Origin of the sequence: Streptomyces sp. NBC_00647 (assembly GCF_045207245.1) — a bacterium.
In the GTDB taxonomy this organism is placed as follows: Bacteria; Actinomycetota; Actinomycetes; order Streptomycetales; family Streptomycetaceae; genus Streptomyces.
Genome location: NZ_CP109040.1, coordinates 1,685,681 through 1,699,719, shown reverse-complemented (window position 1 = coordinate 1,699,719; position 14,039 = coordinate 1,685,681). Strand labels below are relative to the sequence as shown.

Sequence of the window (14,039 nt, the reverse complement as noted above, 5' to 3'; positions counted from 1 at the left end):
CCCGCCGCCGGGCGGAACGCCACCGGAGGTCACGTCACCCGAGGTCACGGCCCCGGGGGCGTCTCACTCCCGGGCTCGCTCCCGGTGTCGACCAGCCTCTCGAAGAAGAACTCGTGCTTGAGGAACGACACGTCGTACTCGTGTCCCGGATACGGCGGGATCAGCTGGGCCGCCTGGAACAGCCGCCAGCCGTCCCGCAGGGCGTGCACGCCCGATGTGTACGGAGGCTCGTCGCCGTCGCCGGTCGTGGGGGAGGTGCGGCCGGTGCCGTCGTAGAGCGACCAGCCCACCACATCCGCGTCCAGCGCCGAGGTGGCCAGATAGAGGACGAGAACCTGCTGGCGGCCCGTCATGCGAGCTTCCCCTCGGGGCGGTTGGAGACCCGGGTCACCCAGTGGTCCAGGTCGAAGGAGTCGTTCCCGGTGAGCGAGCGCCACAGCAGGACGCGGTTGTAGACCTCCAGGCGGCCGGTGGCGGGCTCGTACCAGGGGAAAGTGGTGGCCAGTTCCTCGGCGACGCCCGGATCGGCCAGGTCAGAGGTGTTCCACAGCCGCCGCTGTCGTACCGCCGGGTTGAAGCGGATCTTGAACATGTAGCGTGCGGTGTCGCTGTCGTTGCGTCGTCCACCGTGCCACAGGCCATGGTGCAGAAACACCACGGTCCCCGCGGGGCAGACGAGCCGGCTCTGCCCGCGCAGGTTCTGGTAGCGGCCGGTGTCCGACTCGTTGGTGCGGCGCAGATGGCTGCCGGGAACGCTGAGGGTGCCGCCCATGTCGAGGGTGACGTCGTGCGGGTAGTACATCAACTGGACGTCGAAGGCGTCGGTGCGCACATCGATGATCGCGTCACCGTGCAGCGGCTGGGCCTGACCCGCGTGCGGCTCGCGGATGTGGACCGCGTGGTGGTCGACGGCGGGTCCGGGGCCGACCAGACTCAGCAACACGCCTGCGACCAAGGGAAGTTCGAGAAGACGGCGGACGAACGAGCCGTCGGCGTAGGCCTCCGGGACAGGGGTTCCGTACGGCACGGCGGGCAGTCCCTCGCGCAGCACCTCCATGCCCTCGGCGTTCATCTCGGGCGGCACCGCGGCGTCCAGTCGCAACGAGCCGTGAGCAACGAAGTGCGCCATGCGCACCGAACTCAGAAGCTTGGCGTCGGTCATGGCCCCACCGTAGGAGCGGCGCCCTCCGGGGCGCGTTGGCCCCAATCACCATCACTGGTAATTTCTCACCATGCGGGAGACGCGTCTGCACCTCGGCGAGCCGCCGGAGGTGGCCGGCGCCGGAGTCGGCGTGCACGGGGTCGCGAGCGCGACGGACGTCTTCCGGCTGCCGGAACTGTGGCAGCTGCACCTCTATCAGTACGACGCCGAGCTGACCGTCGACGGCACCCCGCACCTGATCCGACCCGGACGCGTCAGCCTCGTACCGCCCGGCACCACGGTCCGCTACCGCTACCAGGGCCGCTCGGAGCATCTGTACGCGCACCTGCGCGTCGCCCCCGTCGGACCGTCGAGGACCGTCCCCGTCGTCCAGGACGCCGGACCCGAACTTCCCTTCTTGTCCGGGCTGTTGCTGCACGCCATCGCGGCGGCCCCCGGAGCGCCCGAACGCACCAGGTCCGAGATCTGGACCGCGCTGTGGCGCGTCGCCGGCCTCACCCCGGCCGTCGTCGCGAGCCAGGGTCCGCACCCCGCGGTCGGCACGGCGATCGCCCACATCGAGGCCCGGCTGGCCGCTCCGCTCACCGTCCCGGAGATCGCCCGCGCAGCCGGGATCTCCCACAACCACCTCACCCGGCTCTTCCGCGCCGAGACCGGCACCACGGTCGTGGCCTACATCCGCCGCCGCAGACTGGAACGCGCCCACCACCTGCTCCGCGCCTCGACCCTGTCCATCCCGGCCGTGGCGGCCTCGGTCGGCATCCCCGACCTGCAGGCCTTCAACAAGGCCTGCAGGCGGGAGCTGGGTGCCCCGCCCCGCGTGCTGCGCGGGGCTACGGGCTGACGTCCTTCTTCACGGCCCGCAGAACCACGAACTTGGCGTCACCCGCGACCAGTTCACTGTTGCCGAAGAGCCGGCGCAGCTTCAGGTGGTAGCCCAGGTGGCGATTGCCGATCACCCACAGCTCGCCGCCCGGCCGCAGTGCGCGCCGCGCGTCCGAGAACATCCGCCAGGCGGTCGTGTCCGTCGTCGCCTGGTGGGAGTGGAACGGTGGATTGTTCAGGACGAGGTCGACGCTCCCGGCGGGGACGCCCGCCAGTCCGTCGGCGACACGGAACTCGGCGACCCCGTCCGCGTTCGTCCGGTAGGTCGCCTCGGCCGAGGCCACCGCCTGGTAGGACTCGTCGGCGAACAGCACCTCGGCGTCGGGATTGGCCAGCGCCATCGCCGTACCGATCACGCCGTTGCCGCAGCCCAGGTCCACGACCCGTTCGGCTCCACGGCTGCGCGGCAGGTGCTGGAGGAAGAAGCGGGTGCCGATGTCGAGGCGGTCGGCGCAGAAGACGCCCGCGTGGTTGACGACCGTGCGGCCGGACACCACGCCGACGCCGTCAGGAAGCTCGTAGCTGTACGGCCAGGGGTTGGCCTTCCGGGCGATCCCCTGGAGCGGCGTGCAGAAGATCAGCCGGGCCTTCTTCTCGGCCAGCGAGGTGCGGGTCGGACCGAGGATCCGCTCGAAGAGGTGCAGCGTCGAGGTGTGGATCTCCTTGACCATCCCGGTGCCGATCACGACCGTGCCCTCGTGCACACCGGGCGCCAGCCGGTGCAGCTGATCTTCGAGCAGGGCGAGGCTCTTCGGCACCCGCACGATCAGCACGTCGATCCGCTCGGGAGGCGGGTCCTGGGTCGTGAGGAGCCGGACAGCGGACTCCTCGACACCGGCCCGCGCCAGATTCGCGCGGGTCGCCTCCTGCGCCAGGAGGGAGTCGGTGATCTGCGTCGGCCGCCGCGGCGCGAGCGCCGTGGCGAGCGCGCCCCACCGGTCGCCGACGATCACGACCGAACCCGTCAGGGAGATGTCGCTGTCCGCGAGGTGCTGCAGCACATAGGTGTCGGCGGCGTCCCAGGCGCGCAGCCGCTCGCGAGGGTCCTCGGGATGACGGGCGAGCTCGTAATCGCCCCAGGGTGTGGTCATACGGTCGTTCATCGTGGGTCCAGGCTATGCGACGCGGAGCGGCCCGGGTGCGCGAGGATGGGGGCATGTCGATGGACGCGGAGTTGTTCCCCCGCGGCCGGACGGAGATCGCGCCCGGCGCGGTGCACCTCCCGGACTGGCTGGACGCGGACCGTCAGCGACGGCTTCTGGAGGCCTGCCGGGGCTGGGCCCGCCCACCGGCGGGCCTGCGCACGGTCCCCACCCCCGGCGGCGGCACGATGACCTCCCGGCAGGTCTGTCTGGGCTGGCACTGGTACCCGTACGGCTACGCCCGCACCGTGGTCGACGGCGACGGTTCCCCGGTGAAGCCCTTCCCCGACCTGCTCGGCGGCCTGGCCCGGGAGGCGGTCGTGGACACCCTCGGCGCCGACTCCCTGGGCACCGACGATGCCGCCAGGTACGACATCGCACTGATCAACTTCTACGACGCCGATGCCCGCATGGGCATGCACCGCGACAGCGATGAATCGTCCGACGCCCCGGTGGTGTCGCTGAGCCTGGGCGACAGCTGCGTCTTCCGCTTCGGGAACACGGAGTCCCGGACACGGCCCTACACCGACGTCGAGCTGCGCAGCGGCGATCTCTTCGTGTTCGGCGGCGCGTCACGGCTCGCGTATCACGGGGTACCGAGGGTGTACGGGGGCACGGCGCCCCCAGAGTTGGGACTGGCCGGGCGGCTGAACGTCACGCTCCGGGCCGGCGGCTTCTAGGACCTGTCCGGTCGGGCCCGCCTCGGACCGCAGCGCCCGGGAGCGATCCGAAAGCCAGGCACGGCGCCCGCGTGTCTCCTCACCGGAGCCGCCGGGACCGGACGGGCCTCGCGGGAGCGGATCATGGGAGACTCGCCCTCATGAACGGCAAGGCGGGCCCCCGGACGGCGGGGGATGGGAACACGCGGACACGGCTCGACCGGGGGCGCGGAGCGCTCGGACCGGCGCTGGAGCTCGTGCACACCGGGCGCGCGCCGACACGTGCCGTGCTCACCGCCGAGCTGGGGGTCACCCGGGCGACCGCGGGCGCGGTGGCCGCCGAGCTGGAGGCGCTGGGACTGATCCGGGTCGACGCGAGGCCCGGTGCCGCCGCCGGTTCCCAAGGACGCCCCTCGCACCGGCTGGAGGTCGCCGAGGACGGGCCCGTCGCGCTGGCCGCGCAGGTGCACGCCGACGGGTTCCGCGCCGCGCTGGTCGGCCTCGGCGGCCGGATCGTCGCGACCGCGCCCGGCTGCGAGGCCGTCGACGCCGATCCGGCCAAGGTCCTCGGCTCCGTCGTCGACGCCGGGGCCGAACTGCTCCGCGAGACCGGGCGCCGCTGCGTGGGCGCCGGGCTCGCCGTCCCCTCCGCGGTCGCCGAACCCGAGGGGCTGGCCCTCAACCCCCTGCACCTGGCCTGGCCCGCGGGCGCCCCCGTCCAGCAGATCTTCGCCGAGCGGGTGCGCGCGGCCGGTATCGAGGGGCCGGCGTTCGCCGGCAACGACGTCAACCTCGCCGCCCTCGCCGAGCACCGGCACGGAGCGGGCCGGGGCGCCCGTGACCTGCTCTGCGTGGCCACCGGGCACCGTGGTGTCGGTGGCGCGCTGGTGCTCGACGGGCGCCTGCACACAGGCAGTTCGGGGCTCGCCCTCGAAGTCGGCCATCTCACCGTCAATCCCGAGGGCCGCCCCTGCTACTGCGGCAGCCGGGGCTGTCTCGACGTCGAGGCGGACCCGCTGGCCTTCCTCGACGCGGCCGGCCGCGCCCCGGGCCCCGAGGTGTCGCTGCTCCAGCAGGCCAACGAGCTGATCCGCGACGAGTACGCCGATCCGTCCGTCCGTACCGCCATCGAGGCGCTGATCGACCGCCTCGGCCTCGGCCTCGCGGGCCTGGTCAACATCCTCAACCCGGACCGCATCATCCTCGGCGGACTGCACCGCGCCCTGCTGGACGCCGACCCGGACCGGTTGCGTGCCGTCGTCGCCGACCGCAGCCTGTGGGGACGGAGCGGCGGGGTACCGATCCTCGCGTGCACCCTGGACCACAACAGCCTGGTCGGGGCTGCCGAGTTGGCGTGGCAGCCGGTGCTGGACGATCCGTTGACGGCGCTGCCCGTCTGACGCTCAGGAGCTCCAGGCGACGGCGAAGGCGCGCCCGGCGTTCTCGGTGAGGATGCGGTCCACCAGGTCCGTGCCCAGGGCGAGTTCGAGCCTCGGGCGGACCCGGCGCAGCAGATACGGCATCCCCGGGCCGCCGTTGACCGAGCGCGCCGCCGCGGTCGTCGTGTCGCCGCCGAGGAGCAGCCGGTGGCCGAATCCGGCGTCGGCGAGGGCGCGTACGGCGTCGGGCATGCGCCAGTCCGTGGCGTGGTGGGCGCGGGACGGGCCGTCGAAGGCGAGGAAGGCGCCCGTCGCGGCGGCCTCGCGCTGCACCACGAGGTCCGGCGACCGATTGAGATGCCCCAGAATCACCCGGTGGGGCGGCACGCCCAACTCGCCGCACAGCAGGTCGAGTACGTCGAGGGCGCCGGTGCCCAGCTCCAGGTGTACGGCGATCGGCGCGCCGGTGGCGTGATGAGCCTCCGCCGCGGCGGTCATCGTCCAGCGAGCGTGCGCGTCCAGGGCGTGGAAGCCGCCCGCGACCTTGATGAGCCCGGCCCGGACGCCGGACGTTCCGATGCCCGAGGTGAGCTCGGCGACGAAGACGTCGGCCAGCCTTCCGCGCAGCCGGTTCAGCAACTCCGTTGTGTAGTGCGCCGCTTGGTGCAGTCCGGTCGCCGCGACGACGTGGACCCCGGCGTCGCGGGAGATCAGCGGGAGATCCGCGGCCCGCCGGCCCAGGCCGTACGGCGTCCACTGGACCACGCCGGCGCCGCCCTGCGCGCGGAACGCGGCGAGTTCGGCCCGTGCGGCGGACGCGGCGCGCAGTTCCTCGCCCGGCAGCAGGGGACTGCCGAAGAAGAGATGGTCGTGCGCGTCGCACACCCCGAGCCGCTCGGGGAGCACGTCGCCCAGGACCGTACGGACGGTGGCGGCCGGGCTCACCACTGCCGGCCCCGCGGCAGCCGCTCGTGTTCCGGCTGCGACAGGTGCAGCACCTGGAAGACCTCACCCGACGCCTTGGGAGAGTCGTGGTCCCAGAGCGAGAAGTGCACGACCTCCCAGTGCCGGGGATCGACGGCGGCGGCCGCGCCCACGGCCCCGTCCATCCCGGCGAGCCGCCCGGCCTCGCGCACCGCGTCCTCCATCGCCTCGGACAGTTCCACGCGCTCGGCGACCGGCCGGCGCCGACGGACCGCGACCCTGGCCGGCGATCCCGCGGCGCCGCCCTCCTCGTACGCGAGACCGGTCCAGTGCTGCACGACGGGGCGCCCGAAGTCGTTCACCAGGCCCTGGAAGGCCCCGCCCCAGAGAAAGGAGTTCATGCCCTCGGTGGTGTTCCACAGGTAGAACGGCGCGTACTGGTTGACCGGGGAGCCGTCCACCCCGCGCTCGCGGATCAGGTACGCCTTGAACCCGAGCCCGTCCCACGCGTCCAGCAGACGGCCTTTGCGGGAGACTCGGTCGCGGATCACGGTCATGTCGTAGTCGGCGGGAAGCGTGAGCTCGTACTGCATGGCGTGCATCGGAAGGTCCTTCCTCGAGCTTCCTGGGTCATGCCCGGAATGCCGGGTGCGCCCTCTGCCGGTCGTCCTTCGCGGGGAGGGGCGGACACACGTCCGGGAGGTTCGGCGCGGCGGTGTCAGCGGGCGGGCGCCAGCAGGGCGAGCAGTCCCCGAACTCCCGTGTCGAACGCGGCCGGTGAACCGGAGGCGCGCGCCAGGACGTAGCCGCCCTGGACGGTGGCGAGGATCGTCGCCGCGATCTCCGCGCCGTCGAGCGTGGCCGCGAACTGCCCCTGTTCCTTGCCCTCTTCGACGATGGTGGCCAGCCGCCCGAGCAGCCAGTCCAGGGTCTCGTCGACCGGTGCGCGCAGCTCGTCGCTCGCGACCACGTCCGGGTCCATCGTGAGGCGCCCGACGGGGCAGCCGCGCAGGACGTCGCGTTCGCGGCGCAGATAGGCCTCGATCCGCTCGTACGGCGATCCGGGCGAGCCGAGGACGGCCTCGGCGCCGGCCCGCATCTCCTCGGCGGTGCGGCGGATCGCGGCGAGCGCCAGGTCGGGCTTGCCCCGGAAGTGGTGGTACATGCTGCCCTGCCCCGCGCCCGCGTGCTCCAGGATCGCCTTGGGGCTGGTGCCCACGTACCCGCGCTCCCACAGCAGCTCGCGCGTGGACTCGATCAGTCGGTCCGGAGTGCTCATGAATCCACTGTACATACCAGTAGGTACAGAGGCGAGGTCCGTTCCCGGCCGTCCGAGCCCGGACGCGCGATGGAGCGTGCGGACCACCGCGCCACCCGGGGGAGAGCCGCCGCACGAAGCAGCCCGAGACGCCCGGCGTACTCCCCGGGAGGTACGCGCACTGCCGCTGGCCGTACGACGACTGGGACCCCCTGCCTGGGCGAGTCTCGAAGCATCGCAAGGAGACCCCGCGGAAACGCGCGGTTCCCACCCGCGATCCCCACCGAGGAGATGACTCGAGATGCAGACCCTGGCGAACTGGGACGGCGGCCCCGGCCCGTGGATCCTGTTCCTTCCGCTGATCTGGGCGGCCGTCGTGATCGGCGTCGTGACCGTGCTGCGCCGCACCGCCTGGCGTGGACGCCGTGGCCCGTGGCGTGCGACGGGCGGATTCGGCCCCGGCGGCTCCCTCCCGGCCGGTGACTCGCCGATCGCCGTGCTCGGCCGCCGTTTCGCCTCCGGAGAGATCGACGAGGACGAGTACTGGCGCCGGCTCTCCGTCCTCGACGAGCAGTTCGGGCGCACGGGCAAGGGCGGTGCGGCATGACGGCCACGACCGCCCGCCGGGACGCGGCACGCGTCACCGACGCCGTGAAGGTGTACGGCGGCGGCGACACCGCCGTGAGGGCCCTGGACGGGGTGAGCGTCGGCTTTCCGGCCGGCCGCTTCACCGCGATCATGGGGCCCTCGGGCTCCGGCAAGTCCACCCTGATGCACTGCGCGGCCGGCCTGGACACGCTCACCTCGGGGGCCGCGTACATCGGCGACACCGAGCTCGGCACCCTCGACGACCGGCGTCTGACCCTGTTGCGCCGCGACCGGATCGGCTTCGTCTTCCAGGCGTTCAATCTGATCCCGACGCTCACGGTCGCCGAGAACATCGCCCTGCCCATGGACCTGGCCGGAACCAAGGGCTCCCGTGAATGGACCGACGCCCTCGTCGACGTCGTCGGCCTGCGCGACCGGCTCCATCACCGCCCCAGCGAGCTCTCCGGCGGCCAGCAGCAACGCGTCGCCGTGGCAAGGGCGTTCGCCGGACAGCCCGACGTCGTCTTCGCCGACGAGCCCACCGGCAACCTCGACTCCCGCTCCGGCAACGAGGTCCTGAACCTTCTCGGCCGGGCCGTACGCCAGATGGACCGGACGGTCGTCATGGTCACGCACGACCCGGTCGCCGCCGCGCACGCCGACGAGGTGGTCTTCCTCGCCGACGGACGCCTCGTGGACCGGATGGAGAACCCGACGGCCGACAAGGTCCTCGACCGCATGAAGGCCTTCGACGGCAAGGGGGTACCGGTATGAACGCCGCCCTGCGCCTCAGCGCCTCGTCGCTGCGCTCCCACAAACGCCGTTTCGCGGGCACGTTCTTCGCCGTGCTCCTCGGCGTCGCCTTCCTGGCCGGCACGCTCGTCATGGGCGACACCCTGCGCGCAGGGTTCGACACGATGTTCGGCAACGCGACCAGAGGCACCGACGCCGTCGTCCGCAGCGCCGACACCATCACCACGCCGGGGGAGAGCCAGGGCGTACGCGCGCCCGTCGCCACCGATCTGGTGAACACGATCGAGCGGACCCCCGGTGTCGCGGCCGCCGCGCCGGACATCCAGGGCGCCGGCCAGCTCATCGGCTCCGACGGCAAGCCCATCGGCGGCCAGGGCCCGCCCACACTGGCGGGCAACTGGATCGACGACCCGAAGCTCAACGCGTACCGGCTCGCCGAAGGCCGCGCCCCGTCGAAGTCCGGCGAGGTCGTGGTCAACAGGGGAGCCGCGAAGAAGGGCGACCTGAAGATCGGCGACACGACGGTCCTGCGCACGCCCGACCCCGTCCATGTGACGATCGTGGGCCTCGCGACCTTCGGTGGCGAGGACGGCATGGCCCAGGTGACCTTCACCGGGATGACGCAGGCCGACGCGGAGAAGTATCTGACCGCGAAGCCCGGCGAGGCCGCGAGCATCCGGGTGCGCGCGGGTCCGGGAGTCGGTCAGGACGATCTCGTCTCCGACCTGACTCCCGTGCTTCCCAAGGGAGTCGAGGCCATTTCCGGGCAGGAGTCCGCGCAGGAGAACACCGACATGATCTCCAGCCAGTTCCTGACGATCTTCACCACGCTCCTGCTCGTCTTCTCCGGCATCGCGCTCCTCGTCGCGACCTTCTCCATCCACAACACCTTCGCGATCGTCGTCGCCCAACGCACCCGTGAGAACGCGCTGTTGCGCGCCCTGGGCGCCTCGCGCCGACAGGTCACCGTGTCGACCCTGGCCGAGGCGAGCGTCGTCGCCGTGACCGCCTCGGCCGCGGGACTCCTCGGCGGCATCGGGATCGCGGCGGGACTCCAGGCGCTGTTCCCGGCCATCGGGTTCCCGTTCCCCGAGGGCGACCTGGTGATCAGCGCTCTCTCCATGGTGCTGCCGCTCGGCGTCGGCATCGTGGTCTGCCTCGGCTCCGCCCTGCTGCCGGCCGTCCGGGCCGGGCGCATCGCGCCGCTCGCCGCGCTGCGCGAGACGGCGGTCGACGCCTCCGGTGCCTCCCGCGGACGCGCGGCCGTCGGCGGGGGACTGGCCGCCCTGGCCATGGGCGTCACCCTGACGGGCGTCCTGTTGACCCCGTCGCTGTGGCTCGCCGGACTCGGCGCCGTGCTGGCCCTCGCCGCCTTCGTGGTCCTCGGACCGGTCGCGTCCTCGACCGCGGTACGGGTCCTCGGCGCACCGCTCGTCAAACTGCGCGGGGTCACCGGCGGACTCGCCCGGCGCAACGCGCTGCGCAGCCCCAAGCGGACCGCCGCCACCGCCGGCGCCCTCATGATCGGCGTCGCCGTCGTCTCGCTGTTCACGGTCTTCGGCGCCTCGCTCAAGGCCACCATGGACCAGACGGTCTCCCGCTCCTTCGCGGGTGATGTCGCCGTCAGCACACCGTCGTTCGGCGCGGGCGGCAGCGGACTCAGCCCGAAGCTGGCCCCCGCCATCGCGGGTCAGCCGACGGTCGAGAACGCCGTCGGGCTGGGCAAGGGCGTCGCCGAAGTCAACGGAAAGGGCCGCGCGTTGACGGTCACCGACCCGGTCACGCTCGGCAGGGTCTTCGACCTCGGCGACGTACACGGCTCGCTGAACGCCCTCGGCACCGACGGCATCGCCATCACCCGCACGGAGGCCGACAAGCAGCACTTGGCGACCGGTGACACGGCCCGGCTCGCCTTCACCGACGGGCAGAAGGCCGACTTCACCGTCCGTGCCGTCTACGGCCGGTCGGAACTGGCGGGCGACTACGTCATCACCCGCGCCGCCTGGGCCCCGCACCGCACCCAGGACTCCGACACGCTCGTCGCCGTCTCCTTCAAGGACGGCGTGGGCACGGCGGAGGGCAAGGCCGCGGTGGAGAAGGTCGCGGAGCGGTACGGCAGTCCCGAGGTGCAGACCCGGGACGAGTACGCGCAGTCCTCGGCGGGCGGCATCGACATGATGCTGACCCTGGTCTACGCCCTGCTCGCCCTCGCCGTGCTGATCGCACTGCTCGGCATCGCCAACACCCTCACGCTCGCGATCCACGAGCGCACCCGGGAACTCGGTCTGCTGCGGGCCGTCGGACAGACCCGGGCGCAGCTGCGCGCCATGGTCCGCTGGGAGTCGGTCCTCGTCGCCGCGTTCGGCACGGCGGGCGGGCTCGCCCTCGGTGCCTTCCTCGGCTGGGTGCTCGTCGAGGCCTCCGACGGAGCGTCGGACAGTGCCTTCGCCTTCGCGATACCGCCGCTGCGGCTCGTGGTGGTGGCGTTGGTGGGCCTCGCTGCCGGAGCCCTCGCGGGACTGCGCCCGGCACGGCGGGCGGCGCGCCTGGACGTGCTGCGCGCCATCGCCACCGAGTGAGCCACCCGCGGCCGTACGACGCCCGCGAACGAGCGGCGTACGAGGCGGGGGTCACCGCCCGGTCAGCCGGCAACGGCTGACCGGGCGGGAGCGTGTTCCGGCCTGCGTACGTCGACGGTGTGCCTGAGAGTGGCCTCGCAGGCGATCTCGTACGGCGAACGGAGGGCGGCCGTCACCGCGGGCGACGACGCCGGAAGCGTGAACCACACGACCTTTCCCGACTCTCCGTCGGGCTGTGCACCCCAGTTCTCGCTGACCGCCGCGACCATGGCGAGGCCGCGTCCGCAGGTGGAACCGGGGTCCGCCTCCCGTACTACGGGAAGCCGGGGGTCGTGGTCGTGCACCGAGACGGTGAGCCGGTCGAGCAGCAGCTCGATCTTCACGGTGCACTGCTTGTCCGGCTGGGCGTGCCGGTGGACGTTGGTCAGCAGCTCGGTGACTCCGAGTGCGGCCCGGTCTATCAAGGGGTCCAGATGCCAGTAGCGCAACTGCGCAGAGACGATTCTGCGGACCTGGCCGATCCGCGACGGCAGGGCTTGGAGCTCCACCGTGCAATGCCTGCTTGGCTGGCTGATCACGGCTGCGACTCCCCGAATTGAGGTCCGGAAGAAGACGGAGATCGGATCCAGCAGAGTGGCTGAGGGGAACGGCCGCCTGCTGTGATGGCCGGCGGGCTGGTTCGCAGCGTTATCGCCGGTAAACCCAGAGTGATGTGACAACAGAGTGACGCAGGGGGCGCGGTCCTGCAACTCGCGGCGCTTCACGAGGGGTAGCGGGCGGGCACACTTCAGCCGTTGCGTCCCGCCGCCCTGCGGACCGCCTCGATGAAGCGACGTGCCGAGGGCGGCCCCGGCCTGCCGGGCGCCGGATCGTGCTCGCCGAGCGTCAGGGAGTAGCGCGTGCCGTTGACGTCCGCCAACGCGCGGTCCTCGTGCGCGAACCAGGGCTTCGACGCGCGCACCGCCTGCACCGGCGCGCTGTCGATCTCGCTGCCGTAGCTGGTGAGCAGTTCCAGCCTGCCGTCGCTGATCCGGACCTGTCCGGCCCGGGTGAGCGAGCGCAGCCTCTTCCCGATCCGCACGCCCGTGGCTGTGAACTCCGGCTCCGCCATGATGCCCCGCCCCCTTGTGCGCTCCGGCCGTGTCTTGACGTGACCCAGTGTGCATCCCCGCCGGGGGCGGACGCCCCGTGCGGTGCAGTCTGCCCGTGGGCGGCGCCGAGCACCAGTGCGCACGACGAGGTGGTGGAGGCGGCGGGAGCAAAGGCCGGGATGCGCCCCCTCCTTTCCCGCTCCGCTCCATTCCCCCAGGGGTGCCTTTGGGGTGCTCAAAGGTGTGTTTATGCAGGTGAGAAGCGTGTGGAAGATGTCTATGATCGAGGCGTCCGGCCGGCTGAAGCGGTGTCGGCGCCATGCGTTAGGAGCCTTCCCGTGAGCACTCCCCAGCAGTCCCGGACCGGCGAGACCCTCGATGTCGACCACAGTGACGCGGAGTACCGGAGCTGGCTCAAAGAAGCCGTCCGCAAGGTCCAGGCCGATGCCAACCGCTCGGCCGACACCCATCTGCTCCGCTTCCCGCTGCCCGAGGAATGGGGAATCGACCTGTACCTCAAGGACGAGTCGACCCACCCCACCGGCAGCCTCAAGCACCGCCTCGCCCGCTCCCTCTTCCTGTACGGCCTGTGCAATGGCTGGATCCGGCCGGGCCGCCCGGTGATCGAGGCGTCCAGTGGTTCGACCGCCGTGTCCGAGGCCTATTTCGCGGGGCTCATCGGCGTGCCTTTCATCGCGGTCATGCCCCGCACCACGAGCGCCGAGAAATGCCGCTTGATCGAATTCCACGGCGGGCAGTGCCATTTCGTGGACGACGCGCGAAAGATCTACGAGGAGTCCGCCGCCCTCGCGGTCGAGACCGGCGGCCATTACATGGATCAATTCACCTATGCGGAACGGGCCACGGACTGGCGCGGGAACAACAACATCGCCGAATCCATCTTCCGCCAGCTGGCGTTGGAGCGATTCCCGGAGCCCGCCTGGATCGTCACAACGGCAGGCACCGGCGGTACGTCGGCGACCCTCGCGCGCTATGTCCACTACATGCAGGCGGACACCCGTATCTGTGTCGCCGACCCGGAGAACTCCTGTTTCTTCGAGGGCTGGACCACCGGCGATCCGGACGTGACCTGCGACAGGGGCTCACGCATCGAGGGCATCGGCAGACCGCGCATGGAGCCGAGCTTCGTGCCCGGGGCCATCGACCGCATGATGAAGGTGCCGGACGCGGCGAGCGTCGCCGCCGTACGCGCCCTGGAGCAGTCCATCGGCCGCAAGGCGGGCGGCTCGACCGGCACCGGTCTGTGGAGTGCCCTGAAGATCGTCGCCGAAATGGTGGCCGAGGGGCGCAGGGGAAGCGTGGTGACGCTGCTGTGCGACCCCGGGGACCGTTATCTCGACAAGTACTACTCGGACGCGTGGCTGGCCGAACAAGGCCTGGACATCGCGCCGTACACCGCGGCGATCACCTCGCTGCTGGAGACGGGCGTCTGGCCGTCCTGACCCGAACCCGGCGTCCGGGCACGCCTTTTGGGCCCGGGCTCTCCAACACCGGCCCGGGGGAGCGCAGTTGGTCTGGTAGCTGGTAGCTGGTAGCTGGTAGCTGGTAGCTGGTAGCTGGTAGCTGGTAGCTGGTCGCCGTGGCGGCGGGAGGGGGAG

15 protein-coding genes are annotated in these 14,039 nt (G+C 71.8%); 7 read left to right on the top strand and 8 right to left on the bottom strand.

Annotation, left to right across the window (positions count from 1 at the left end; all coding sequences use genetic code 11):
- Window positions 1-44: 44 nt before the first annotated feature.
- Complete coding sequence (locus OG788_RS07490; protein ID WP_406369642.1) at window positions 45-353, bottom strand: hypothetical protein; 309 nt, start codon at window positions 351-353, stop codon at window positions 45-47.
- The gene (locus OG788_RS07485) at window positions 350-1,162 is read right to left on the bottom strand and encodes a phytanoyl-CoA dioxygenase family protein (RefSeq protein WP_406369641.1); all 813 of its coding nucleotides are present in this window, start codon (window positions 1,160-1,162) and stop codon (window positions 350-352) included. The genes OG788_RS07490 and OG788_RS07485 overlap by 4 nt, the downstream gene beginning before the upstream one ends.
- A 70-nt stretch (window positions 1,163-1,232) precedes the next feature.
- Between OG788_RS07485 and OG788_RS07480 the strand changes: the two genes are divergently transcribed.
- Window positions 1,233-2,006 carry a helix-turn-helix domain-containing protein gene (locus tag OG788_RS07480; RefSeq protein WP_406369640.1) on the top strand — a complete coding sequence of 258 codons (774 nt, stop codon included), beginning with the start codon at window positions 1,233-1,235 and terminating at the stop codon, window positions 2,004-2,006.
- Here the strand turns inward: OG788_RS07480 and OG788_RS07475 are convergent.
- Window positions 1,996-3,138, bottom strand: a complete 1,143-nt coding sequence (locus OG788_RS07475; protein WP_406369639.1) for a methyltransferase — start codon at window positions 3,136-3,138, stop codon at window positions 1,996-1,998. The two genes, OG788_RS07480 and OG788_RS07475, sit on opposite strands and share 11 nt — an antisense overlap.
- Window positions 3,139-3,209: 71 nt before the next feature.
- Between OG788_RS07475 and OG788_RS07470 the strand changes: the two genes are divergently transcribed.
- Window positions 3,210-3,869: an alpha-ketoglutarate-dependent dioxygenase AlkB family protein gene (locus tag OG788_RS07470; RefSeq protein WP_406376694.1), complete on the top strand. Its 660-nt coding sequence runs from the start codon at window positions 3,210-3,212 to the stop codon at window positions 3,867-3,869.
- A 140-nt stretch (window positions 3,870-4,009) separates the two neighbouring features.
- On the top strand, window positions 4,010-5,248 hold the full coding sequence (locus tag OG788_RS07465; protein ID WP_351542247.1) for an ROK family protein: 1,239 nt from the start codon (window positions 4,010-4,012) through the stop codon (window positions 5,246-5,248).
- A gap of 3 nt (window positions 5,249-5,251) precedes the next feature.
- On the opposite strand, the gene OG788_RS07460 is transcribed toward OG788_RS07465, so the two are convergent.
- The 3 genes from OG788_RS07460 to OG788_RS07450 form a co-directional block, all read right to left on the bottom strand.
- Complete coding sequence (locus OG788_RS07460) at window positions 5,252-6,172, bottom strand: phosphotriesterase (RefSeq protein WP_406369638.1); 921 nt, start codon at window positions 6,170-6,172, stop codon at window positions 5,252-5,254.
- The gene (locus tag OG788_RS07455) at window positions 6,169-6,753 is read right to left on the bottom strand and encodes a DUF4865 family protein (protein ID WP_406369637.1); all 585 of its coding nucleotides are present in this window, start codon (window positions 6,751-6,753) and stop codon (window positions 6,169-6,171) included. Before OG788_RS07455 ends, OG788_RS07460 begins: the two co-directional genes overlap by 4 nt.
- 116 nt (window positions 6,754-6,869) lie before the next feature.
- Window positions 6,870-7,430 (bottom strand): TetR/AcrR family transcriptional regulator, encoded by a 561-nt coding sequence (locus OG788_RS07450; protein WP_406369636.1) that lies wholly within the window; start codon window positions 7,428-7,430, stop codon window positions 6,870-6,872.
- 280 nt (window positions 7,431-7,710) lie between these two features.
- Here OG788_RS07450 and OG788_RS07445 point away from each other — a divergent pair, with 280 nt between their 5' ends.
- Genes OG788_RS07445 through OG788_RS07435 form a run of 3 tightly spaced genes read left to right on the top strand, consistent with a single transcriptional unit; the run spans window position 7,711 to window position 11,329 of the window.
- A complete protein-coding gene (locus OG788_RS07445; RefSeq protein ID WP_351542251.1) occupies window positions 7,711-8,016 on the top strand; it encodes an SHOCT domain-containing protein in 306 nt (101 codons plus the stop codon).
- Window positions 8,013-8,771 (top strand): ABC transporter ATP-binding protein, encoded by a 759-nt coding sequence (locus tag OG788_RS07440; protein ID WP_406369635.1) that lies wholly within the window; start codon window positions 8,013-8,015, stop codon window positions 8,769-8,771. The genes OG788_RS07445 and OG788_RS07440 overlap by 4 nt, the downstream gene beginning before the upstream one ends.
- Entirely contained in the window at window positions 8,768-11,329 is a 2,562-nt protein-coding gene (locus OG788_RS07435; RefSeq protein ID WP_406369634.1) for an ABC transporter permease, read from the top strand. The genes OG788_RS07440 and OG788_RS07435 overlap by 4 nt, the downstream gene beginning before the upstream one ends.
- A 62-nt stretch (window positions 11,330-11,391) precedes the next feature.
- On the opposite strand, the gene OG788_RS07430 is transcribed toward OG788_RS07435, so the two are convergent.
- Together OG788_RS07430 and OG788_RS07425 are read right to left on the bottom strand one after the other, a co-directional pair.
- Complete coding sequence (locus tag OG788_RS07430) at window positions 11,392-11,907, bottom strand: ATP-binding protein (RefSeq protein WP_351542254.1); 516 nt, start codon at window positions 11,905-11,907, stop codon at window positions 11,392-11,394.
- A 209-nt stretch (window positions 11,908-12,116) separates the two neighbouring features.
- Window positions 12,117-12,440, bottom strand: coding sequence for a hypothetical protein (locus tag OG788_RS07425; RefSeq protein ID WP_266755738.1), 324 nt, complete (start codon window positions 12,438-12,440; stop codon window positions 12,117-12,119).
- Between the two features lie 318 nt (window positions 12,441-12,758).
- Here OG788_RS07425 and OG788_RS07420 point away from each other — a divergent pair, with 318 nt between their 5' ends.
- Entirely contained in the window at window positions 12,759-13,883 is a 1,125-nt protein-coding gene (locus OG788_RS07420) for a PLP-dependent cysteine synthase family protein (protein ID WP_351542255.1), read from the top strand.
- The last annotated feature ends 156 nt before the right edge of the window (window positions 13,884-14,039 follow it).